The sequence below is a fragment of the Thioalkalicoccus limnaeus genome (assembly GCF_041197575.1).
GTDB classification, from domain to species: Bacteria; Pseudomonadota; Gammaproteobacteria; order Chromatiales; family Chromatiaceae; genus Thioalkalicoccus; species Thioalkalicoccus limnaeus.
This window is the reverse complement of record NZ_JBDKXB010000020.1, coordinates 16,514-37,672: the sequence shown is the minus strand read 5'-3', so window position 1 is coordinate 37,672 and position 21,159 is coordinate 16,514. Positions and strand designations below refer to the sequence as shown.

Sequence of the window (21,159 nt, the reverse complement as noted above, 5' to 3'; positions counted from 1 at the left end):
CTCGTCAGGCGGCGCGAATCTCGACATCGTGCGTGATCTGTGCCGTCGCGCCAAGCATGATCGAGGCAGAGCAGTATTTTTCCGCGCTCAGCTGAACGGCCCGCTCGACCTGTCGTGCACTCAGATCGCGGCCGGTCACCACGAAGTGCAGATGGATGCGGGTGAACACCTTGGGATCCTCGGCGGCCCGTTCAGCAGCGATGTCGACGACGCAGGCCGTGACCGGCTGGCGCGCGCGCCGCAGGATATGCAGCACATCGAACTGGCTACACCCCCCCAGGCCGATCAACAGCAGTTCCATCGGACGCACACCGAGATTGCGCCCGCCATGCTCGGGTGGTCCATCGAGCACCAGCGCATGCCCGCTCCCCGATTCGGCCAGCATGACCGTGCCCTCGACCCATTGGATGCGCGCCTTCATTTGCCTCACCGACTCTGTGCGATCACTGGCCTTCGCCATGGATTCTCAGGTTATCATAGCCACGTCGGAATAGCCTCGACCTCGACCCTGCCCCGGCCATCCACCAGGGACCCAGCGATGACCCTGATCACCCCACCCCTGCCCGAACCCGCCTGGCTGAAGCCCTTTCTGGGTTTCTGCCATACCAAGACCTACGAGAAGAACACCGACTTCATTCGCCAAGGCGAACCAGCGGAAAGCATCTACTATTTGATAGAGGGTTCGGTCGCGGCGCTGATCGACGACGAGGACCAACGGGAACTCGTGATCACCTACATCAACAAGGGCGAATTCATCGGCGAGATGGGGTTGTTCGTGCCCCAGACGACACGCAGCGTCCAAATCCGCACCCGCACCCGTTGCCGTGTCGCCGAGATCACTTATCAACGGCTCAGCCGGCTGCTCGACAATGAACTCCGGGAACACGCGAAGGACCTGCTGTTCTCGATCGGCCGGCAGCTGTCGACGCGACTGCACCAGACCAGTCGGAAGGTAGGCCATCTCGTCTTCCTCGATGTCACCGGCCGCATCGCCCGCGCCCTGCTCGACCTGTGCCAGCAACCGGATGCGATGACCCACCCGGACGGCATGCAGATCCGCGTGACCCGCCAGGAGCTCGGCCGCATCGTCGGCTGTTCGCGGGAGATGGCCGGCCGCGTCCTGAAGGCGCTCGAGGAACAAGGATTGATCGACGTCAAGGGCAAGACGATCGTCGTCTTCGGCACCCGTTGAGCACCGAAGCCCGGCGGCGGGTCAACCGAACAGATCGCGCAAGGCCTGGCCCGGGTCCGGGGCACGCATCAGCGCCTCGCCGACGAGAAAGGCGCGCACGCCATGCGCGGTCAACCGCGCGACATCGCCCCGCTCGAGGATACCGCTCTCGGTAACGAGCAGCCGGTCCGGCGGAACCCGCGGCAGCAGACTCAGCGTCGTGTCCAGGCGGACCTCGAAGCTGCGCAGATCCCTGTTGTTGATGCCGATCAAGGGCCCGGGAATGGACAGTGCCCGCTCGAGCTCAGCCCCGTCATGGACCTCGATCAGCACATCGAGGCCCGATTGCTTCGCCAGTCCATCGAGCTCGCGCAACTGTTCATCGGTCAGGCAGGCCGCGATCAACAGGATCGCATCGGCCCCGATGGCCCGCGCCTCGTAGACCTGGTACGGGTCGATGATGAAGTCCTTGCGGATCACCGGAAGAGCGCACGCGGCACGGGCCACCTGCAGGTCCGTTTCGGATCCGCGAAAGAAATCACGATCCGTCAGCACCGACAGACAAGCAGCACCGCCGCGCTGGTAACCGGCCGCGATAGCAGCCGGATCGGCCTCGGGCCGCAGCAGACCCTTGCTTGGGCTGGCCCGTTTGAACTCGGCGATCACCGCCGGCACCCCGGCTTGCGCCTTCGCCAGCAGCGCGTTCGCAAAGCCACGCGGGGCCGGGGCCGAGGCGGCCCGCCGTGCCATCTCGGCGAGCGAGACACGCGCGCTGCGCTCGGCGATCTCTTCGACCTTGCGACGGACGACCTTCTTCAGGATATCGGGGGGCGGCGGTAAAGACATCGGTTTCCTTTGGGGGCGACAGGGTCGAGAGAGGAACACAGTCGGCGAGACGACATCTCGAGGTTCCGGGATGGCCCTAGGCCATCTGCATCAGTCGAAACTCTGGGTCATCAGGATCAAGCGATCCAGCCGGTTGCGTGCCTCGCCGCTGCTGATGACCTGATCGGCCCGCGCGACACCGGCTTCGAGCGTCTCGGCGCGGCCGGCGACATAGATCGCGGCGCCGGCGTTGAGGACGACGATATCACGCGCCGGGCCCGGCCGATCCTCGAGCACCGACCGAAGCTGGGCCAGGCTCTGCTGCGGGCCCGTGACCCGGATGTCATCGAGCGACGCCCGCTTCACACCGAAGTCCTCGGGGCGGATCGAGAAACGCGTGATCTGTCCGTCTTTGAGCTCGGCGCAATCGGTCGAGTCGGCAAGGCTGATCTCATCGAGACCGTCCCGAGAATGGACGACCAGGACATGACGGGATCCGAGGCGCTGGAGCACCAAGGCCAGGGACTCGATCAGGTGCTCGCTGAACACGCCGAGCAATTGGTTCGGCACCCCGGCCGGGTTCGTCAGCGGACCCAGGATGTTGAAGATGGTCCGCACACCAAGCTCGCGCCGCGGGCCGATCGCGTGTTTCATCGCGCCGTGATGGGCCGGCGCGAACATGAAGCCGACACCGACCTCGCGCACGCAACGGGCCACCTGCTCGGGCGACAGATCGAGCCGGATACCAGCCGCCTCGAGCACGTCGGCGCTCCCCGACCGGCTCGACACCGAGCGGTTGCCGTGTTTGGCCACGTGGCAGCCGGCAGCCGCGGCCACGAACATGCTGGCCGTCGAGACATTGAAGAGTCCAGCGGCGTCACCGCCGGTTCCGACGATGTCGACTTGATGGTCCAGCCCCGCGAGCTCGACGCCGGTGGCGAGCGCGCGCATGACATCGGCTGCCGCCGCGACCTCGGTCACGGTTTCGCCTTTCATGCGCAGCGCGATCAAGAAACCGGCGATCTGCGCCGGGGTCGCGGCACCGGTCATGATCGCCTGCATCACGCTCGTCATCTCGTCGCGAGCGAGATCTTCGCGTTCCAGACAACGGGCGATGGCCTCTTTGATATCCATAGCGATACCCCCTGGGTCGGATCGGCGGAAGGATCGGGTACCGAAGACCGGTTCAGCGGTCCTCGAGGAAGTTGCGCAGCAGGTCGTGGCCATGTTGCGTCAGGATCGATTCGGGATGGAACTGCACCCCTTGTATCGGGAGATCACGGTGGCGTACGCCCATGATCTCGTTCGCGCCCCGGTCCGAGACGACCCAGGCCGTGACTTCGAGGCAATCGGGCAGCGACGCTGGATCGATCACCAGCGAGTGATAGCGGGTCGCCGCGAAGGGGTTCCCGAGGCCGGTGAAGACGCCGACCCCCCGATGATGGATCAGCGAGGTCTTGCCATGCATGACCGCGGGCGCCTTGACGATCCGTCCCCCGAACGCTTGCCCGATCGACTGGTGGCCGAGGCAGACGCCGAGGATCGGCACCCGCCCCGCGCACGCCTGGATCAGGGGCACCGAGATGCCAGCTTGATCCGGCGTGCAGGGACCCGGTGAGATCAGGATCCGCTCCGGTGCCAAGGCCAGGGCCGCGTCCAGCGACAACTGGTCGTTGCGGTAGACGCGCACATCAGCCCCCAACTCGCCCAGATACTGGACCAGGTTGTAGGTGAAGGAGTCGTAATTGTCGATCATCAAGACCATGGAAGGGCCCTATCTCCAGCGTGCGATGGGCACGCCCAGGCCCGCATTTTGTCCGAAAAGCCGGCCCGGCGGAACCGCCTGTCGCGGTGTCCCGTCGCTCGCGCACCGACGCTCGTTCACTTGTCGCGCTCGCCCCCGCCGCTGGTCCATTGCCCGAAACGATTGCCGCTCCGGGGCAACACAACCCATGCCCTTCGCGCCCGTCGGCCACCGAGGCCGGCGGGAATGACCGAGAAGCCGGAGGGTTGTTTGCGATCAAGCACTCTGGAATATTAGACTCTAACGATCATTCCGAAGGCAGCCCCCAAGGTCATCCGTCATGCAGGACCCCGTCAGCTATTCCGATCGCACCGTCGGGCGCGTCGAGATCAAGGAAACCACCTGCTACATGTGCGCCTGTCGCTGTGGGATCCGCGTCCATCTGCGCGACGGCGAGGTCCGTTACATCGAGGGTAACCCGAACCACCCGCTGAACCAAGGCGTGCTGTGCGCGAAGGGCTCGTCGGGGATCATGAAACAGTACTCGCCGGCGCGTTTGACGAAGCCGCTGCGGCGCAAGCCGAACGCCGAGCGCGGCACCTCGCAGTTCGAGGAGATCGGCTGGGACGAGGCGCTCGAACTTCTGGCCGAGCGGCTCGGCCGCCTGCGCGCCGAGGACCCGAAGCGCTTCGCCCTCTTCACCGGCCGCGATCAGATGCAGGCCTTGACCGGGTTGTTCGCGAAGCAGTTCGGGACCCCGAACTATGCGGCCCACGGCGGCTTCTGTTCGGTGAACATGGCCGCCGGCATGATCTACACGATCGGCGGCTCCTTCTGGGAGTTCGGTGGCCCGGATCTCGATCGGGCCAAGCTCTTCGTGATGGTCGGCACGGCCGAGGATCACCACTCCAATCCACTCAAGGTCGCGATCTCCAAGTTCAAACGCCGCGGCGGGCGCTTCATCTCGATCAACCCGATCCGCACCGGCTATTCGGCGATCGCCGATGAATGGGTACCGATCCGCCCTGGCACCGACGGTGCCCTGTTTCTCGCGCTGATCCACGAGATCATCAAGCTCGGCCTCTACGATCGCGAGTTCCTCATCCAATACACGAACGCCGCGGAACTGGTCGTCGACGACCCGAGTCGCGACGACCATGGCCTCTTGTATCGTGCCGAGATGCGGGTCGAGGAGGGCTGCTTCGACCCCGATAACCGGGTCTGGTGGGATCGCGAGATCGGCATCATCGGCACCCACACCCCCGGCGCCGATCCACGGCTGCTCGGCAGTTATCGGCTGCCCGACGGCACGCCGGTCAAATCCTCGTTTCAGTTGCTGAAGGATCGCGTCGAGGACTACACACCCGAGTGGGCGGCCCGCATCACCGGGATCCCGGCCGACACCATCCGGCGACTCGCGCAGGAGATGGGCGTCACGGCCCGCGACGAAAAGATCGAGCTGCCGATCCCATGGACCGATTGCTGGGACAACGAACACCAATCGGTGACCGGCAACCCGGTGGCCTTCCATGCGATGCGCGGACTGGCCGCGCATTCGAACGGGTTCCAGACGATCCGCGCGCTCGCTGTGCTGATGACGATCTTGGGCACGATCGATCGGCCAGGCGGTTTTCGCCACAAGGCACCCTTCCCGCGGCCGATCCCGCCCTGTCCGAAGCCGCCCCGCGGCCCGGAATGCGTGCAGCCGAACACCCCCCTCGACGGCATGCCGTTGGGCTGGCCGGCGAAGCCCGAGGACCTGTTCGTCGATGAACAGGGCGAGCCGGTGCGGCTCGACAAGGCATTCTCGTGGGAATATCCGCTCGCGGTGCACGGACTGATGCACAACGCGATCACCAACGCCTGGCGCGGCGACCCCTACCCGATCGACACCCTGTTCCTGTTCATGGCGAACATGGCCTGGAACTCGACGATGAACACGAGCGCGGTGCGCGAGATGCTCGTCGACAAGGACGAGCAAGGCGAATATAAGATCCCGTTCCTCGTCGTCTGCGATGCCTTCTCGTCGGAAACGGTCGCCTTCGCCGACTTGGTGTTGCCCGATACGACCTACCTCGAACGCCACGACGTGCTGTCGATGCTCGATCGCCCGATCTCGGAGTTCGATGGACCCGTCGATGCCGTGCGGATCCCGGTCCTCCCGCCGAAGGATGGGTGCCGGCCGTTCCAGGATGTCCTGATCGATCTCGGCGGGCGCCTCGGGCTTCCCGCGTTCGTGACCTCGGACGGGCGTCCCAAGTACCGCGACTATGCCGATTTCATCGTCAACTACGAGACCTCACCGGGCTCCGGCATCGGTTTCCTCGCGGGATGGCGCGGCAAGGGCGGCGAGAAGTTCTTGAAGGGCGAGCCCAACCCGCGCCAATGGGAGATGTACGCGAACCACGATTGCGTTTACCACTACGAACTGCCGCGCAGCTACCAGTACATGCGCAACTGGAACAAGGGCTATCTGCACTGGGCACGCGCACACGGCATGACCCGCTACGCCGAGCCGATCGTGCTGCACATCTACTCCGAGGTCTTGCAGCGTTTCCGTCTCGCGGCGCAAGGCAAACGCGCCGGCCGCCAGCCGCCGGACCGGCTACGCGAGCGCGTCGCGACCTACTTCGATCCGCTGCCCTTCTACCACGAACCGCTGGAATCGGCCTTGATCGATACGCACCGCTATCCGCTCAACGCACTGACACAGCGCCCGATGGCCATGTACCACAGTTGGGACAGTCAAAACGCTTGGCTGCGCCAGATCCATAGCCACAACTATCTGTTCATGAATCCGCGGGTCGGCGCCGCGAACGGGTTCGATGACGGCGATTGGATCTGGGTCGAGTCGCCGCACGGGCGGGTCCGGTGCCAGTGCCGTTTCTCCGAGGCCGTCGAGCCGGGCACCGTGTGGACCTGGAACGCGATCGGCAAGGCGGCCGGGGCCTGGGGCCTCGGCGAGCGTGCCGATGAATCGCGCAAGGGTTTCCTGCTCAATCACCTGATCGGCGAGGAGCTACCGGCGAGCCCGAGCGGCGCGCACCTGTCGAATGCCGACCCGGTCACGGGTCAGGCGGCCTGGTTCGATCTGCGCGTGCGCGTCTTCAAGGCCGAGGCCGATGAACCGTCGGTCACCTGGCCGCAGTTTACGGCGATGATACGCCTGCCGGGCCAGGAACCTCGCCGCGGCAAATGGCAGGCCTACGTGGCCGGACTCTTCAAAAAGGCTTAGGGGACCGGCCGATGGCACAACTCGCGCTCGTGATCGATCTGAACGTCTGCGTCGGCTGCCATGCCTGCGTGACCTCCTGCAAACAATGGAACACCTCCGGCTGGGCCGGCCCGATGGTCGATGAGAACCCTTATGGCGCTGAGCCGTCGGGGACCTTCTTCAATCGGGTGCAGACCTTCGAGGTGGGCACCTTCCCGAAGACCGAGACGGTCCATTTCCCGAAGAGCTGCCTGCACTGCGAGGAGCCCCCGTGCGTCCCGGTCTGCCCGACCGGCGCCTCGTACAAGCGCCCGGACAACGGGGTCGTCCTCGTCGACTACGACAAGTGCATCGGCTGCAAGTATTGCTCCTGGGCCTGCCCTTACGGGGTCCGCGAACTCGACGCGCAGCAGCGGGTGATGAAGAAATGCACGCTGTGCATCGAACGCATCACCGATCTGACCTTGCCGGAGCCTGAGCGCAAGCCGGCCTGTGTGATGGCCTGCCCGGCCAATGCCCGGCTGTTCGGTGATGTGCACGATCCCGAGTCCGAGGTCTCGGTCGCGATCCGCGAGCAAGGGGGCTATCAATTGATGCCCGAATGGGGTACCAAGCCGGCCAACCATTACCTGCCCCGCCGCAAGACCCGGCGCCAGATCGATCCCGACGAGATCATCCGTGCCGACAATCCGCTGCGCAAGGAAGACCTCACCACCTATACAGGTGAGGAGACCCTCGACGATGTCACTTGGTAAGGACCCCTGCGGGCCCCAGCCCGCAGCGAAGGAGCACCCATGCACCCGGCCTTTTCGGTAATCTTCCTGACGACCCTGATCGGCGCCGGTCAGGGCCTGTTCCTGGCCCTCTACACCGGGCAACTCTATGCGCTCGCGCGTCTGCTGCCAGAGCAGGACCCGATGTTCTATGCCCTCGGGAGCGCGGTCGCGCTCGTGCTGCTCGGCCTGGGTCTGTTCGCGTCCTTCTTCCATCTCGGACGACCCGAACGCGCCTGGCGCACCGCCACCATGTGGCGCACCTCGTGGCTGTCACGCGAGGTCATCGTGTTGCCGATCATGATGATCCTGGTCCTGGCCTACGGACTCGCGCACGGGTTCGGCTGGACCCAGCCCTGGATCACGATCGCGGGGACGCTGCCGGTGGACGCGACGCTGGTCATTGGCCTGATCGGCACGCTCGCGACCTTCGCGCTGTTCGTCTCGACGGCGATGATCTATGCCAGCGTCCGGTTCCTGCAGGAGTGGCACTCGCCGCTGACGGTCGCGAACTTCCTGTTCCTCGGCATCGCCTCGGGCTTCATGCTGGCGGCGGCTTACTCCGCATACCTGGGCAACGAGTTGGTGGCCTTCTTCGGCACCTGGGCCGTGATCGCGACGCTGGTCGGCATGGCCTCGCGGATCGCGATGCTGATCCGCAACCGCCGGCTCACACCCAAGAGCACGCTCCAGACCGCGATCGGCGTGCGCCATAACGCCGTGCGCCAAATCACCCAGGGGTTCACAGGCGGTTCCTTCAACACCCGGGAGTTCTTTCACGGCCGTGGTCCGCAGACCCTGGCAATGGTCCGCGCGACCTATCTGACACTGGTGTTCCCGTTGCCGATCGCGCTGATCGGCATCGCCTACGTGACCGAGTCGCCGACCTTGCCGATCGCCGCCTTCGTGATCCAGTATCTCGGGCTACTCGCCGAACGCTGGTCCTTCTTCGTCGAGGCCAATCACCCGCAAAACCTCTACTATCAGCGCGTCGCCTGAGCCGGAAGCGCCTCGACACCCCAAGGAATCCTTATTCGGTCGGCTCACCAACCGGCGAAGCCTCGCGGTGAAGCTCACGCCACACCGCGAGGCGACAGGTTTTGGGGCCGAGCTAGCTATCGCCGTCCGATGAACGCGTTTGATCGCTTTCGCGCTGGGCGGCCTCGCGCTCTTCCTTCAGGTACTTGGTCTTTTCCTTGACCAGGACGCCGGCCAGCACGATGAGCGCAATCAGGTTCGGCGCCGCCATCAGACCGTTGAGGGTATCGGCAACGTCCCAGACGGTCGCAAGGCCACCGATGGCGCCCAAGTACAGGAAGCAGATGAAGATCACCCGGTACGGCAGCACCACACGCGAGCCGAAGACGTACTCCCAACTCTTCTCGCCGTAGAAGTTCCAGGTCAACATCGTCGTATAGGAAAAGAGCACGATCGCCAGAAGCACGATCCAGCCACCGATGCCCGGCAGGCCGGCCATGAAGGCACTCGTCGTCAGTTCGGCACCGGTCTGGCCGGTCTGGATGACACCGGTCACCAGGATCACCAAGGCCGTCATCGTGCAGACCACCAGCGTATCGATGAAGACCTCCCACATGCCCCAGAGCCCTTGGCCGTAAGGTTTGTTGCGGGCCTGCGCGTGCACGATCGAGGCCGAGCCGAGGCCAGCCTCGTTCGAGAAGATCCCGCGGGCGATGCCGTAGCGGATCGCCATCGCGACGGTCGCGCCGGCGAAGCCACCGACGGCCGAACTCGCGCTGAAGGCACCGGCGAAGATCTGCCCGAAGGCGGCCGGGATCTGGTCGTAGAAGACCACCAGGACACCGATGGCGCCGATCACATAGATGAGCGCCATCAGCGGCACGATGCGCTCGGCGGTCAAAGCGATCCGCTGGATGCCGCCGAGCGTCACGGCCGCGACCAAGGCCATGACCGCAAGCCCCGTCACCCATGGGGGGATCCCCATCCCGGTATTCAACGCATGGGCCATGGTGTTCGCCTGCACCATGTTGCCGATCCCGAACGCCGCGAGCCCGGCCAGGAAGGCATAGAGGATCGCGAGCCATTTCCACCGGCGCCCGAGTCCGTACTCGATGTAGTAGAAGACACCGCCGTGGACCTTGCCATCGCTCTCGACCTGCCGGTATTTCAGACCGAGCGTCGCCTCGGCGAGCTTCGTCGCCATCCCGACCAAGGCCACGACCCACATCCAGAACACCGCCCCCGGCCCCCCGAGCGCGATGGCCGTGGCGACCCCGGCGATGTTGCCGACGCCGATCGTGGCCGCCATCGCCGACGTGACGGCCTGAAAGGAGGAGATGGCCCCGGCCTCGGTGACCGCCCGGCGCCGCAGCAAGGTGCCGAAGGTGCGTTGCCAAGCGAAGCCGAGATGGGTGAACTGAAAGAATCCCAGCCGTATGGTCAGGTAGGCGCCTGTCCCGACGAGCAGGATCATGAAGGGCGGCCCCCAGACGATGCCGTTGAGCCAGTCGTTGAACAGCAGTAACCCTTGGATCACAAGCCAGCCCCCCTTCTATTGGTCGTTATCGATGAATCATTGCCCCAATGGCCGGCCGTGGACCGGCCAGCTATACACGAAAAGGATGGTCGCGAGGAGGACCATCGTCCCACGGCCCTGCCCGATCGATGGTCGTCGCACGGCCATCGCCAGCCGTCACCCCGGAGCGGGACAGCGCCGGCGCCGGTCGCGCCAACGCCGAAGCTCGGTGCGGACCGTGGCTGACGGCACCCCAAGAAGCCGGCTCCAGGGTCACCGCCCGCATCGGTCGGTTCCGACAGGCCTGGGAGACAGGCTGGTCGGGGCCCGGCAGGTCCCTGCGGCCGACGCTCGCGGCGCACAGGCTCGCGGGACGATCAATGGTTCAGACCCAGAACGTCGCGCATGTCGTAGAGTCCGGCCGGGCGACCGGCGAGCCAGGCCGCGGCGCGCGCGGCCCCGCGCGCGAAGGTCATGCGGTTGGATGCCTTGTGCGTGATCTCGATCCGCTCTCCCTCGCCGACGAACCAGACACTGTGCTCACCGACGACATCGCCAGCGCGGACCGTCGCGAAGCCGATCGTCGCTCGGTCACGAGGTCCGGTATGGCCCTCGCGCCCATATACGGCCACCGCACCCAGATCCCGCCCGAGCGTCGTGGCGATGACCTCCCCCATCTTCAAGGCGGTGCCGGATGGCGCATCGACCTTGTGGCGGTGATGGGCTTCGAGGATCTCGATATCGACCTCGTCGCCGAGGACCTGCGCCGCGACCTCGAGCAGTTTGAAACACAGGTTGACGCCCACGCTCATGTTCGGGGCAAGGACGACGGGGATCCGCTGAGCCGCTCGCTCGATCGTCTGACGCTGCGCGGCATCGAGCCCTGTGGTCCCAATGACCATCGACCGGCCGGCCGCTTCGCACGACCTAAGATGCTCGAGCGTACCGGCCGGCGTCGTGAAATCGATCAGGCAATCGAACGCGTCCGTGACCTCGTCCAGCCTAGCGCGGATCGGCACGTTCAAACACCCGACACCGGCCAACTCGCCGGCGTCCGCGCCAAGAAACGGGCTGCCAGGCCGCTCGGTTCCGGCCGTCAACGCCAGCCCGTCCGCCGCCGTCACGGCCTGAACTAGCGTGCGACCCATGCGCCCAGCGGCGCCGGCGACAGCAATGCGTGAATCGGTCATCGTGCTAAAACCCCATCTTTTCGAAAAAGCTCTTGACGCCATCGAGCCACGAGGACGAATTGGGGCTATGGCGCTCGCCGCCTTCGCGGACGCTGCGATCGAACTCCTCGAGCAACTCCTTCTGCCGCTCGGTCAGGTTGACCGGGGTCTCGATCACGACGCGGCATAGAAGATCCCCGGTACCCTGGCTGCGAACCGATTTGACACCCTTGCCGCGGACGCGGAACAGCCGTCCGGTCTGCGTGCCATGCGGGATCTTGAGCATGACCTTACCGTTCAGGGTCGGTACCTCGAGCTCGCCACCGAGGGCCGCCGTGACGAAACCGATCGGCACCTCGCAGAAGAGATCGTCGCCCTCGCGCGTGAAGATCGCGTGCTCCTTGACCTGCACCTGGACATAGAGATCGCCGGGTGGGCCACCTTGTTCGCCGCGTTCCCCTTCGCCAGCCAGCCGAATCCGGTCCCCGGTGTCGACACCAGCCGGTACTTTGACCGACAGAGTCTTGGACTCCTGAACACGGCCGGCACCGCGACAGTGGCCGCAGGGTTCGACGATGATCTGTCCCGTCCCGCGACATTGCGGACAGGTTTGCTGGATCGAGAAGAACCCTTGCTGCATTCGCACCTGGCCGGTGCCGCTGCACGTAGGGCAGGTCTGGGGCTTGGTCCCCGGCTTGGCACCGCTCCCCCCGCAGAACTGACAGTCGACGAGGGTCGGGATCCGGATCTTGACCTCTTTTCCGGAAACCGCCTCCTCCAGGGACATCGCGAGATCGTAGCGGAGATCGGCGCCACGGTTGCTGCGGCGACCGCCGGCACGGCCGCCGAAGATGTCGCCGAAGACATCGCCGAAGATGTCCGAAAAGGAGCCGGCCCCGGCAAAGTCGCCCGGCCCCCCGAACCCACCGGCGCCAGCGACCCCGGCGTGCCCGAACTGATCGTAGGCCGAACGCTTCTTCGCATCGCTCAAGACCTCATGGGCCTCGTTGATCTCTTTGAAGCGCTGCTCGGACTCCGCATCGTCCGGGTTGCGATCCGGATGGTACTTCATGGCCAACCGCCGGTAGGCCTTCTTGATATCGGCCTCGCTGGCGTTACGCTGGACCCCGAGGACTTGGTAGTAGTCGCGTTTCGACATGATGATTGTGCCTTTGGCCAGGCCTGTCACGGCCCACAACGCCGAGACCAGCGCGCGCGTGACAAGCCCGGCACGCTGATCGAACGGGCCGCCTTAGGCTGGCGAGATCCCTACTTGCGGTCGTCTTTGACCTCTTCGAACTCCGCGTCGACGACATCGTCCTTGCCAGCACCCCGCGATCCATCGCCACCCTCGCCCCCAGCCGCGCCGCCGGTGGTGCCGCCACCAGGCGGCGGGGTCTCCGCCGATTGGCTATAGAGCCGCTCGGCCATCTTCGACGAGGCATCGCTCAGGGCCCGCGTGCGCGACTCGATCAGGTCCTTGTCCTCGCCCTTCATCGCCTCCTCGAGATCGCGCATCGCGGCTTCGATCGTCGTCTTCTCACCCGAATCGATCTTGTCGCCCAACTGCTCCATCGATTTGCGTGTCGCATGGATCAGGCTGTCCGCTTGATTGCGGGCCGTGACCAGTTCGTGGAAGCGACGATCCTCGTCGGCATGGGCCTCGGCATCCTTGACCATCTGCGCGATCTCGTCGTCGGTGAGGCCGGAGGAGGCCTTGATCACGATCGATTGCTGCTTGCCGGTCGCCTTGTCCTTGGCCGAGACGTTGAGGATACCGTTGGCATCGATATCGAACTTGACCTCGATCTGCGGCACGCCACGCGGTGCTGGCGGGATGTCGCTCAGATCGAAACGGCCCAATGACTTGTTATCGGCGGCGCGCTCGCGTTCGCCCTGCAGCACGTGCACCGTCACCGCGCGCTGATTATCGTCGGCGGTCGAGAAGACCTGCTGGGCCGAGGTCGGGATCGTCGTGTTCTTTTCGATCAGCTTGGTCATGACGCCACCGAGGGTCTCGATGCCGAGCGACAAGGGCGTCACGTCGAGCAGCAGAACATCCTTGACCTCACCGCCGAGAACCCCGCCTTGAATCGCGGCCCCTATCGCGACCGCCTCGTCCGGGTTCACATCCTTGCGCGGCGCCTTGCCGAAGAACTCCTGCACCTTGGCTTGAACCTTGGGCATCCGCGTCTGACCGCCGACCAGGATAACCTCATCGATCTGGGACGCCGTGACGCCGGCATCCTTCAGCGCGATCCGACAGGGCTCGATGGTTCGATCCACGAGATCCTCGACCAGACCTTCGAGCTTGGCCCGCGTCAGCTTGACGTTGAGGTGCTTGGGCCCGGCCTGATCGGCCGTGATGTAGGGCAGATTGATATCGGTTTGCTGACTCGAGGACAGCTCGATCTTGGCCTTTTCGGCCGCCTCCTTCAGGCGCTGCAGCGCCAACGGATCTCGGCGCAGATCGATGCCCTGGTCTTTCTTGAACTCGGCCACGAGGAAATCGATGATGCGCTTGTCGAAATCTTCGCCGCCGAGAAAGGTATCACCGTTCGTCGACAGGACCTCGAACTGATGCTCGCCTTCGATCTCGGCGATCTCGATGATCGAGATATCGAAGGTGCCGCCGCCCAGATCGTAAACGGCGATCTTCTGATCGCCGCGTTTTTTGTCCATGCCGTAGGCGAGGGCCGCCGCCGTCGGCTCGTTGATGATGCGCTTGACCTCGAGGCCGGCGATGCGGCCGGCATCCTTGGTCGCTTGCCGTTGCGAATCGTTGAAATAGGCCGGGACCGTGATGACCGCCTCGGTGACACTGGTGCCCAGGTAGTCCTCGGCCGTCTTCTTCATCTTCTGCAAGACCTTCGCCGAGACCTCCGGCGGCGCCATCTTCTTGCCGGCGGCGTCGACCCAGGCATCCCCATTGTCGGCACGCACGATCTTGTAGGGCACCATGTCCATGTCCTTCTTGACCACCCCGTCCTCGAAGCGACGGCCGATCAGGCGCTTGATCGCAAACAGGGTATTGGTCGGATTGGTGACCGCTTGCCGCTTCGCCGATTGCCCGACCAAGACCTCGCCATCGCTGGTGAACGCGACGACCGACGGCGTCGTGCGGTCACCTTCGGCGTTCTCGATGACCTTGACGTTGTCGCCTTCCATCACCGCGACGCAGGAGTTCGTGGTTCCTAAATCGATTCCGATGATCTTTCCCATCTCTGTCTCCGCTTCGAATTCGTTTCAAAAGTGCGAATCAATGCCCCGGAATTGGGGGAAACCCTTTCTACTTCAAGCCTGTTCGATCAGGCCGGCGCCTGCGAAACGACGACCAACGCGGGTCGCGCCAAACGCCCATTGAGCAGGTAGCCGCGTTGAATGACCGCCACGACCCTGTTCGGTGGCACATCCGCGCGTGGCTGCGTCGACATCGCTTGGTGATACTCTGGATTGAAGGGCTCGCCCTCCGGATCGATCGCCTCGACCCCGAACTTGGCCATCGCGTCGACGAGGAGCTTCAGTGTCAGCTCGGTGCCCTCGCGCAGCTTGCCGAGATCGGCCGTCTCGTCACGGGCCGCAACCTGTCCCAGTTCCAGGCTGTCACGGACAGGCAGCAGCTCACGCACGAACCCGTCCAATGCGAATTTGTGCGCCTTCTCCAACTCCGCAGCATGGCGCCGGCGCAGATTCTCGATCTCGGCCCGGGCGCGCAGCAGCTGGTTCCAGTTGTCATCGGCGCGATTACGCGCCTCCTCCAGAAGCGCGGCCAGGCCTTCCGGCGCGACATCCACGCGCTCACCGGCGACATCGTCGGACGTCGCTGGGTCGGTCGGTGGCACGCCTTCGGCCAGAGCCTCGTCGACTCGTCCCTGCTCCGATCCTGGCGTTCGGGTCTCCTGCTCCTTCGTCATCGCTACCTCCTCAAGAAAATCCGCCGACGCCAGCCCTCCAGGCGACCACCTGGATGCCGCGTCGGTCTATCAATATCGAAGCGTGCGTGCTACGGCGAGTCCCTACTGCGGACGCAGCGCCGCCGACAAGAGTCGTGCCGTGACATCGACCAACGGGATCACCCGCGGATAATCCATCCGCGTCGGGCCGATCACGCCGAGCACGCCGACGACGTATTGGTCGATGCGGTAGGTCGCCGTCACCAAACTGCAATCATTGAGCAGCCCGTAACCAGACTCCTCGCCAATGAAGATCTGGACACCGTCGGCGACGATGCAGCGATCGAGCAGATGCAATATCTCGCGTTTCTGATGAAAGGCGTCGAACAACTGCTTCAGGCGCTCGAGATTCGCCAATTCGCCGAACTCCATCAGATTGGTCTGGCCGGCAATATGGCAATCGCCGCGGCCCTCGGCCGATTCGACGACCGGGTGGGCCAGTTGCATCGCACGCAACATGAGCCGGTCCATTCGCTCGTGGGTCTGGCGCAGATCCTCGACCAAGCGCTTGCGGACCTCGCGCAGGTCCTGCCCGGTGAACATCTGGTTCAGGTAATTCGCGGCCTCTTCCAGCTCGGCTGGACGAAATGGGCGCTCGGTGAAGATGATGCGATTGTGCACCTCTCCTTCGCTGGTCACCAGGATGGCCAGAACCCTGGCGCCGGACAAGGGCAGCAACTCGATCTGACGAAACGCATTGCGTTCGTGGCGCGGCACCATGACCACCCCGGCCATATGGGTCAAGCCCGACAGCAGGCGCGACGTATTCTCCAGCAAGGTCGCCGAATCGGTGAGCTGCTCGAAGCGCCAGCGCATACGCGCCAAGTCCTCGTCGGTCGGGGGTCGCACCGTCAGCAGGCTATCGACGAAGAAACGATAGCCGGCGACGGTGGGAACCCGTCCCGCCGAGGTGTGCGGCGACGACACGAAGCCCAGATCCTCGAGGTCCGCCATGACGTTCCGGACCGTCGCCGGACTCAGGTCGAGCCCGGTGTCTTTGGCCAGGGTCCGCGAACCGACCGGCTGGCCATCGCGGATGTAACGCTCGATCAGGGCCTTGAGAAAATGCTGTGCCCGCTCGCTGATTCGATTCTCGCCATTGATGTGCTTCGCTGACAAGGCCGTGATACAAGAATGAAAAGGTGGATGGTATCGCCCCGTGCGCCTTAGCACTCGGCAATAAAGAGTGCTAGCAATTTATGGTCTCGGGCCGCGGCTGTCAAGAAGCCGCGCACCCGCCGAGGACCATCGCGAGGCGGCCACCGCGGGCGCCGCCTCCGGTTGGCGAAGGAACGAGGCCGTGCTACCTTGAACCGGCGTGTCCGACGAGAACCTCTGCCGCCCCCGAGTCCCATGTCGCTCTTCCATACCATCGGCATCATCGGCAAACAGCATGATAGCGGCCAGGTCCGGATGACGCTGGAACGACTGGTCGCCTATCTCGACCTCCGCGGCAGGGATTTGTACTTCGACGCCGCGAGTGCTGACCTGCTCGGCCAATCGCCGGAGCGATGCCTGGATAGCGCGACGCTCGGCGAGCGGTGCGACCTGGTCATCGTCGTCGGCGGGGACGGCACCTTTCTCGGTGCCGCGCGCGCCTTGGCCACCCACGGTGTGCCCCTGGTCGGGATCAATCTCGGGCGACTCGGCTTCCTCGTCGATGTCTCGCCGCACGAGATCGAGCAGGCGCTGGACCGTATCCTGGACGGCGAGTACGACGAAGAGGAACGCCGGCTACTCTCCGCCTCCGTCGGCGCAGCCGACGGCCAGACCACGAGTGGCGTCGCCCTCAACGATGTCGTCATCCACAAATGGAACACGGGACGGATGATCGAGCTCGAGACCTCGATCGACGGCGTCCTGGTCAATGTTCAGCGTGCCGACGGCCTGATCGTCGCGACCCCCACCGGCTCGACGGCCTACGCGCTGTCCGGCGGCGGGCCACTGCTGGATCCTTCGCTCGATGCGCTGGTGCTGGTGCCGATCTGTCCCCATACGTTGAGTAACCGCCCGCTGGTGGTCGCGGGCTCGTCGCGCATCGAGGTCAGGGTCCACGCAGACGACCGCGACCATGTCCGCGTCACCTGGGACGGTCAGACCGACCTTTGCACCCAGGTCCAGGAGCGGATTCTGATCGAGCAGGCACCACGGCCGGCGCGCCTGCTGCACCCGAAGGGTCATGATCACTATGCGATCCTCCGCGCCAAGTTGGGTTGGGGCGAACAACCACAGGGTCCACGGCCGTGCTGAGCCACATCCTGATCAAGGACCTCGCGATCGTCACGAGTGCCGAAATCGGCTTTGGTCAGGGCCTGACCGCACTGACCGGCGAGACCGGCGCAGGCAAGTCGATCCTGATCGACGCCCTGGGCCTCGCGCTCGGCGACAAGGCCGATCCGATCCTGATTCGCACCGGATGCGAGCGCGCCGAGGTCGTCGCGACTTTCGACCTTGCGGCCTGCCCCGAGGCCGAATCTTGGCTCGCAGAACAAGCCCTCGATGACGAAGGCCTGTGCATCCTGCGACGTGTCCTCCCGCGACAAGGCCGATCCCGCGCCTTCATCAACGGCCGCGCGGTGACCAGCGCCCAATTGACGGAACTCGGCGAGCGATTGGTCGACATCCACGGCCAGCACGCACACCAATCCCTGCTGCGGCCAGCCGCGCAGCGGTCGTTGCTCGACAGTTACGGGCATCTCCAGACACTGGCCGAACAGGTCGCACAGGCGTATCGCCGCTTTCGCGCACTTGACGAACAGTTGCGTGAACTGCGGGCCGCCGACGCCGATCGCAGCGACCGTCTCGAACGGCTCCGGGAACAGGTCGATGAACTGGCGGCCCTCGGCCTCACCAGCACCGACATCGACGAACTCGATCGCGAACAACGGCGGCTCAGCCATCTCGGTCGGCTTCAAGACACCACGGCGCGGCTGCTGCGACGCCTGAGCGAAGATGAACCCGCGTTGCACGACGAGCTACGCCAAGCCGCCGCCGAGCTCACCGATCTGCTTGCCCTCGACCCGCGGCTCGGCGAGACGTGCGAACTGATCGACGGCGCCGCGATCCAGATCGGCGAGGCGACGTCGAGCCTGCGCCATTACGTCGACAGTCTGGATATCGACCCCTCCGTGCTGCGCGACGTCGAGACCAAGCTCGGGCTGGTTCACGACCTGGCCCGCAAATACCGCGTGTTTCCGCTCCAACTGCCAGACGCGCTCGCCGAGCGCCGTGCGGCCCTAGCCGAGATCGAGGCCGGTGCCGTCCAGCTCGAGACCATCGCGGCCGAGTGCGCCCAGGCCCGCGACCTATTCATCGAGCAGGCCTCGACGCTGAGTCAGGCACGCTCGGTCGCGGCCTCCCGACTGGCGGCAACCGTAACCGAGGCTATGCAGCAACTTGGCATGGCCGGCGGCCAGCTGGCCGTCGCAGTCACCGGACTCGAGTTGGATGCGGCCGGGATCTTCGGGCTGGATCGGGTGGCGTTCTTGGTCAGCGCGAACCCAGGTCAAGCGCTGCAACCACTGGCCAAGGTCGCATCCGGCGGCGAGCTATCGCGCATCAGTCTCGCGATCCAGGTCGCGACGGCCGAGTGCGGGCGCATCCCGACCCTCGTCTTCGACGAGGTCGATGTCGGGATCGGCGGTCGCGTCGCGGCGATCGTCGGGCATCTGCTCCGCCGCTTGGGAACCAACCGCCAAGTCCTGTGCGTGACCCATCTTCCTCAGGTAGCCGCTCAGGCCCATCGCCACCTGGTCGTGCGCAAGCACACCGAAGACGGGGAGACCTTCACCGAAATCCGCGGGCTCGACGACGAAGCAAGGGTCGAGGAAATCGCCCGCATGCTAGGCGGCAAGGCGATCACGAGCAAGACCCGCGCCCATGCCCGCGAGATGCTCGAAACCGCCGGCTGAACGGCGAAATCCCATTGGGCGCCGTCATGCGCGCGAATCGGAACGGCGATGATCCGGATCCTCCTCGCACCCGTTGCAGGACCCGTAGATGACGAGCGAGTGATCGGCCAATTTGAAACCCCGGTCGCTCGCCACGCGCTTCTGCCGCTCTTCGATGACCTCGTCGACGAACTCGACGACCTTACCGCATTTGATGCAGACGAGGTGGTCGTGGTGGCCACCTCGGTTCAATTCGAACACCGACTGCCCCCCTTCGAAGTGCTGTCGACAGACCAGGCCGGCTCCTTCGAACTGGGTCAGCACCCGATACACGGTAGCGAGACCGATCTCCTCCCCGTTCGCGAGGAGCTCCTTGTACACGTCCTCCGCACTCAGGTGGCGGCGATCGCTGGTCTCGAGGATCTTCAGGATCTTGACCCGTGGCAGCGTGACCTTAAGCCCCGCTTGTTTGATCTGCTGGTTTTCCATCGGCTCTCCCAAGGGAACCCGGCGTGTTGGCCAGGCGCGCTCTAAGGTATGATGTCAATCGGCCTTCCGCTCATGATAGCAAGATGCGACAGATAATTAGTCTATTGGCCCTGGGCCTTATCTTGGGGTTGCCGGGTTGTGCCGGCAAGCCTGGCGACACCACCAGCCAGGGGGCGTCCCGGCTCCAACACATGCCCTTCGTGTATCGCATGACGGTGCAACAAGGCAACATCATCACCGAAGAGATGGTCGACGAACTGCGGCTGGGACTGACCAAGAGGCAGGTGCGCTTCCTGCTTGGCACTCCGTTGTTGACGGACTTTTTCCACAGTGACCGCTGGGACTATACCTACACCATTCGTCGCCGTCACGAGCCAATGCAGATCAAGCGCCTGACGCTCTTCTTCGAGGAGGACCAGCTCGCGCGCATCGAAGGCGACCTGCAGCCCGACCTCGAACGCGCCGAGACCCGCGAGCGCGAGGACCTGATCGTCACGGTTCCAGACTGGGAGGATCGCCGTGGTCTGTTCCGGCGCGCCTTCGATCGGGTCGGCGACCCGCGGACGGACTGAGCGTATAAGGAGGCCGCCACGGGCGGACGCGCCGCGTTGCCGACGTCATGCTGAGACGGTCACGAACGGGGACGGTTTCGGCGGCCAATCCAGCGACGGCCGCGCCATCCCGCCGTCAGGAATCGGTCGCGCCCGCGGCAACCGAGGTCGAGCCCTTATCGTCGGCGCGGCGCTTGCGCGCGGCCTTGGGATCTGCGATCAACGGACGGTAGATTTCGACGCGATCGCCAGAGACCAGCACCTGATCCAGCTTGGTGACCTTGCCGAAGATGCCGACCTTGTTGGCAGCCAGATCGATTTCCGGGAAGCGCCGCAGGATGCCTGACCGCTCGATCGCATCACGCACCGTGATACCGGCCTCGGCCTCGAGCTCCAGCAAGGCCTGCTCTTGCGGTTTCGCGTAGGCGACCTCGATCTTCATGCGTGGTTCAGTCACGGTACACTTCCTCGACACGTTTGCAAAAGGCATCGACCAGGCTGTTCGCAATCTGGTGGAAGACCGCGCCGAAGGCCTTGTCGATCAATCTGCCCGAGAACTCGAACTCCAATTCCAGTTGGACCTTGCAGGCATCCGGACGCAACGCGAGAAAGGTCCAATGCCCGGCCAACTTACGGAATGGGCCATCGAGCAGCGCGATATCCATCCGATGATCGCGCACGAACTTGTTGCAGGTGCTGAAGGTCTGGCGAATACCCAGACGAGCCACCTCGATCTCCCCGCAGATTTCGTTCTCCCGCTGCGACAGGACCCGCGCGCTGTGGCACCAAGGCAGGAAGTCCGGATACGACTCGACATCCGCGACCAGATCGAACATCTGGGTCGACGAATAGGGCACGAGCGCGCTCTTCTTGACAGTTGGCACCG

20 protein-coding genes are annotated in these 21,159 nt (G+C 64.7%); 7 read left to right on the top strand and 13 right to left on the bottom strand.

The features are described from left to right. Positions 1 to 4: 4 nt before the first annotated feature. Positions 5 to 421 (bottom strand): OsmC family protein, encoded by a 417-nt coding sequence (locus tag ABC977_RS13390; protein ID WP_369667772.1) that lies wholly within the window; start codon positions 419 to 421, stop codon positions 5 to 7. A 117-nt stretch (positions 422 to 538) separates the two neighbouring features. Between ABC977_RS13390 and crp the strand changes: the two genes are divergently transcribed. Beyond that, positions 539 to 1,192, top strand: a complete 654-nt coding sequence (gene crp, locus ABC977_RS13385) for a cAMP-activated global transcriptional regulator CRP (protein WP_369667771.1) — start codon at positions 539 to 541, stop codon at positions 1,190 to 1,192. 21 nt (positions 1,193 to 1,213) lie between these two features. Here the strand turns inward: crp and trpC are convergent, their stop codons facing one another. The 3 genes from trpC to ABC977_RS13370 form a co-directional block, all read right to left on the bottom strand. After that, complete coding sequence (trpC, locus tag ABC977_RS13380; protein ID WP_369667770.1) at positions 1,214 to 2,017, bottom strand: indole-3-glycerol phosphate synthase TrpC; 804 nt, start codon at positions 2,015 to 2,017, stop codon at positions 1,214 to 1,216. Between the two features lie 90 nt (positions 2,018 to 2,107). Continuing rightward, entirely contained in the window at positions 2,108 to 3,130 is a 1,023-nt protein-coding gene (gene trpD, locus ABC977_RS13375) for an anthranilate phosphoribosyltransferase (RefSeq protein WP_369667769.1), read from the bottom strand. A 52-nt stretch (positions 3,131 to 3,182) separates the two neighbouring features. Further along, complete coding sequence (locus tag ABC977_RS13370) at positions 3,183 to 3,761, bottom strand: anthranilate synthase component II (RefSeq protein ID WP_369667768.1); 579 nt, start codon at positions 3,759 to 3,761, stop codon at positions 3,183 to 3,185. 319 nt (positions 3,762 to 4,080) lie between these two features. On the opposite strand from ABC977_RS13370, the gene soeA reads away from it, so the two are divergent. Genes soeA through soeC form a run of 3 tightly spaced genes read left to right on the top strand, consistent with a single transcriptional unit; the run spans position 4,081 to position 8,726 of the window. After that, positions 4,081 to 6,975, top strand: a complete 2,895-nt coding sequence (gene soeA, locus ABC977_RS13365) for a sulfite dehydrogenase subunit SoeA (RefSeq protein ID WP_369667767.1) — start codon at positions 4,081 to 4,083, stop codon at positions 6,973 to 6,975. 11 nt (positions 6,976 to 6,986) lie between these two features. After that, on the top strand, positions 6,987 to 7,709 hold the full coding sequence (gene soeB / locus ABC977_RS13360; protein WP_369667766.1) for a sulfite dehydrogenase subunit SoeB: 723 nt from the start codon (positions 6,987 to 6,989) through the stop codon (positions 7,707 to 7,709). Positions 7,710 to 7,748: 39 nt separating this feature from the next. Next, entirely contained in the window at positions 7,749 to 8,726 is a 978-nt protein-coding gene (soeC, locus tag ABC977_RS13355; protein ID WP_369667765.1) for a sulfite dehydrogenase subunit SoeC, read from the top strand. Positions 8,727 to 8,838: 112 nt separating this feature from the next. Here the strand turns inward: soeC and ABC977_RS13350 are convergent, their stop codons facing one another. The 6 genes from ABC977_RS13350 to hrcA all read right to left on the bottom strand — a co-directional run bounded on the left by ABC977_RS13350 (position 8,839) and on the right by hrcA (position 16,462). Next, a complete protein-coding gene (locus tag ABC977_RS13350) occupies positions 8,839 to 10,242 on the bottom strand; it encodes an alanine/glycine:cation symporter family protein (protein ID WP_369667764.1) in 1,404 nt (467 codons plus the stop codon). A 356-nt stretch (positions 10,243 to 10,598) separates the two neighbouring features. Next, positions 10,599 to 11,411, bottom strand: coding sequence for a 4-hydroxy-tetrahydrodipicolinate reductase (dapB, locus tag ABC977_RS13345; RefSeq protein ID WP_369667763.1), 813 nt, complete (start codon positions 11,409 to 11,411; stop codon positions 10,599 to 10,601). Between the two features lie 4 nt (positions 11,412 to 11,415). Then, positions 11,416 to 12,549 carry a molecular chaperone DnaJ gene (gene dnaJ / locus ABC977_RS13340; protein ID WP_369667762.1) on the bottom strand — a complete coding sequence of 378 codons (1,134 nt, stop codon included), beginning with the start codon at positions 12,547 to 12,549 and terminating at the stop codon, positions 11,416 to 11,418. A gap of 110 nt (positions 12,550 to 12,659) precedes the next feature. Further along, on the bottom strand, positions 12,660 to 14,612 hold the full coding sequence (dnaK, locus tag ABC977_RS13335; protein ID WP_369667761.1) for a molecular chaperone DnaK: 1,953 nt from the start codon (positions 14,610 to 14,612) through the stop codon (positions 12,660 to 12,662). A gap of 86 nt (positions 14,613 to 14,698) precedes the next feature. Beyond that, positions 14,699 to 15,304, bottom strand: a complete 606-nt coding sequence (gene grpE / locus ABC977_RS13330) for a nucleotide exchange factor GrpE (protein WP_369667760.1) — start codon at positions 15,302 to 15,304, stop codon at positions 14,699 to 14,701. A 102-nt stretch (positions 15,305 to 15,406) separates the two neighbouring features. Further along, complete coding sequence (gene hrcA / locus ABC977_RS13325; protein ID WP_369667759.1) at positions 15,407 to 16,462, bottom strand: heat-inducible transcriptional repressor HrcA; 1,056 nt, start codon at positions 16,460 to 16,462, stop codon at positions 15,407 to 15,409. A 234-nt stretch (positions 16,463 to 16,696) separates the two neighbouring features. Between hrcA and ABC977_RS13320 the strand changes: the two genes are divergently transcribed. Both ABC977_RS13320 and recN read left to right on the top strand, forming a co-directional pair. Continuing rightward, on the top strand, positions 16,697 to 17,593 hold the full coding sequence (locus ABC977_RS13320; protein WP_369667758.1) for an NAD(+) kinase: 897 nt from the start codon (positions 16,697 to 16,699) through the stop codon (positions 17,591 to 17,593). After that, positions 17,587 to 19,254, top strand: coding sequence for a DNA repair protein RecN (gene recN / locus ABC977_RS13315; RefSeq protein ID WP_369667757.1), 1,668 nt, complete (start codon positions 17,587 to 17,589; stop codon positions 19,252 to 19,254). Before ABC977_RS13320 ends, recN begins: the two co-directional genes overlap by 7 nt. Positions 19,255 to 19,278: 24 nt before the next feature. Here recN and fur read toward each other — a convergent pair whose 3' ends face one another. Next, positions 19,279 to 19,722 carry a ferric iron uptake transcriptional regulator gene (gene fur / locus ABC977_RS13310; RefSeq protein WP_369667756.1) on the bottom strand — a complete coding sequence of 148 codons (444 nt, stop codon included), beginning with the start codon at positions 19,720 to 19,722 and terminating at the stop codon, positions 19,279 to 19,281. Positions 19,723 to 19,805: 83 nt separating this feature from the next. On the opposite strand from fur, the gene ABC977_RS13305 reads away from it, so the two are divergent. Continuing rightward, positions 19,806 to 20,294 (top strand): outer membrane protein assembly factor BamE, encoded by a 489-nt coding sequence (locus ABC977_RS13305; RefSeq protein ID WP_369667755.1) that lies wholly within the window; start codon positions 19,806 to 19,808, stop codon positions 20,292 to 20,294. 115 nt (positions 20,295 to 20,409) lie between these two features. Here the strand turns inward: ABC977_RS13305 and ABC977_RS13300 are convergent, their stop codons facing one another. Next, the gene (locus tag ABC977_RS13300; RefSeq protein ID WP_369667754.1) at positions 20,410 to 20,730 is read right to left on the bottom strand and encodes an RnfH family protein; all 321 of its coding nucleotides are present in this window, start codon (positions 20,728 to 20,730) and stop codon (positions 20,410 to 20,412) included. After that, entirely contained in the window at positions 20,723 to 21,157 is a 435-nt protein-coding gene (locus ABC977_RS13295; RefSeq protein WP_369667753.1) for a type II toxin-antitoxin system RatA family toxin, read from the bottom strand. The genes ABC977_RS13300 and ABC977_RS13295 overlap by 8 nt, the downstream gene beginning before the upstream one ends. Between the last annotated feature and the right edge of the window lie 2 nt (positions 21,158 to 21,159).

Excerpts from the sequence above, each read along its gene's own strand:
- ABC977_RS13390 (WP_369667772.1), bottom strand. The coding sequence starts at position 421 with ATGAAGGCGCGCATCCAATGGGTCGAGGGCACGGTCATGCTGGCCGAA.
- crp (WP_369667771.1), top strand. The coding sequence starts at position 539 with ATGACCCTGATCACCCCACCCCTGCCCGAACCCGCCTGGCTGAAGCCC.
- trpC (WP_369667770.1), bottom strand. The coding sequence starts at position 2,017 with ATGTCTTTACCGCCGCCCCCCGATATCCTGAAGAAGGTCGTCCGTCGC.
- trpD (WP_369667769.1), bottom strand. The coding sequence starts at position 3,130 with ATGGATATCAAAGAGGCCATCGCCCGTTGTCTGGAACGCGAAGATCTC.
- ABC977_RS13370 (WP_369667768.1), bottom strand. The coding sequence starts at position 3,761 with ATGGTCTTGATGATCGACAATTACGACTCCTTCACCTACAACCTGGTC.
- soeA (WP_369667767.1), top strand. The coding sequence starts at position 4,081 with ATGCAGGACCCCGTCAGCTATTCCGATCGCACCGTCGGGCGCGTCGAG.
- soeB (WP_369667766.1), top strand. The coding sequence starts at position 6,987 with ATGGCACAACTCGCGCTCGTGATCGATCTGAACGTCTGCGTCGGCTGC.
- soeC (WP_369667765.1), top strand. The coding sequence starts at position 7,749 with ATGCACCCGGCCTTTTCGGTAATCTTCCTGACGACCCTGATCGGCGCC.
- dapB (WP_369667763.1), bottom strand. The coding sequence starts at position 11,411 with ATGACCGATTCACGCATTGCTGTCGCCGGCGCCGCTGGGCGCATGGGT.
- dnaJ (WP_369667762.1), bottom strand. The coding sequence starts at position 12,549 with ATGTCGAAACGCGACTACTACCAAGTCCTCGGGGTCCAGCGTAACGCC.
- dnaK (WP_369667761.1), bottom strand. The coding sequence starts at position 14,612 with ATGGGAAAGATCATCGGAATCGATTTAGGAACCACGAACTCCTGCGTC.
- grpE (WP_369667760.1), bottom strand. The coding sequence starts at position 15,304 with ATGACGAAGGAGCAGGAGACCCGAACGCCAGGATCGGAGCAGGGACGA.
- ABC977_RS13320 (WP_369667758.1), top strand. The coding sequence starts at position 16,697 with ATGTCGCTCTTCCATACCATCGGCATCATCGGCAAACAGCATGATAGC.
- fur (WP_369667756.1), bottom strand. The coding sequence starts at position 19,722 with ATGGAAAACCAGCAGATCAAACAAGCGGGGCTTAAGGTCACGCTGCCA.
- ABC977_RS13305 (WP_369667755.1), top strand. The coding sequence starts at position 19,806 with ATGCGACAGATAATTAGTCTATTGGCCCTGGGCCTTATCTTGGGGTTG.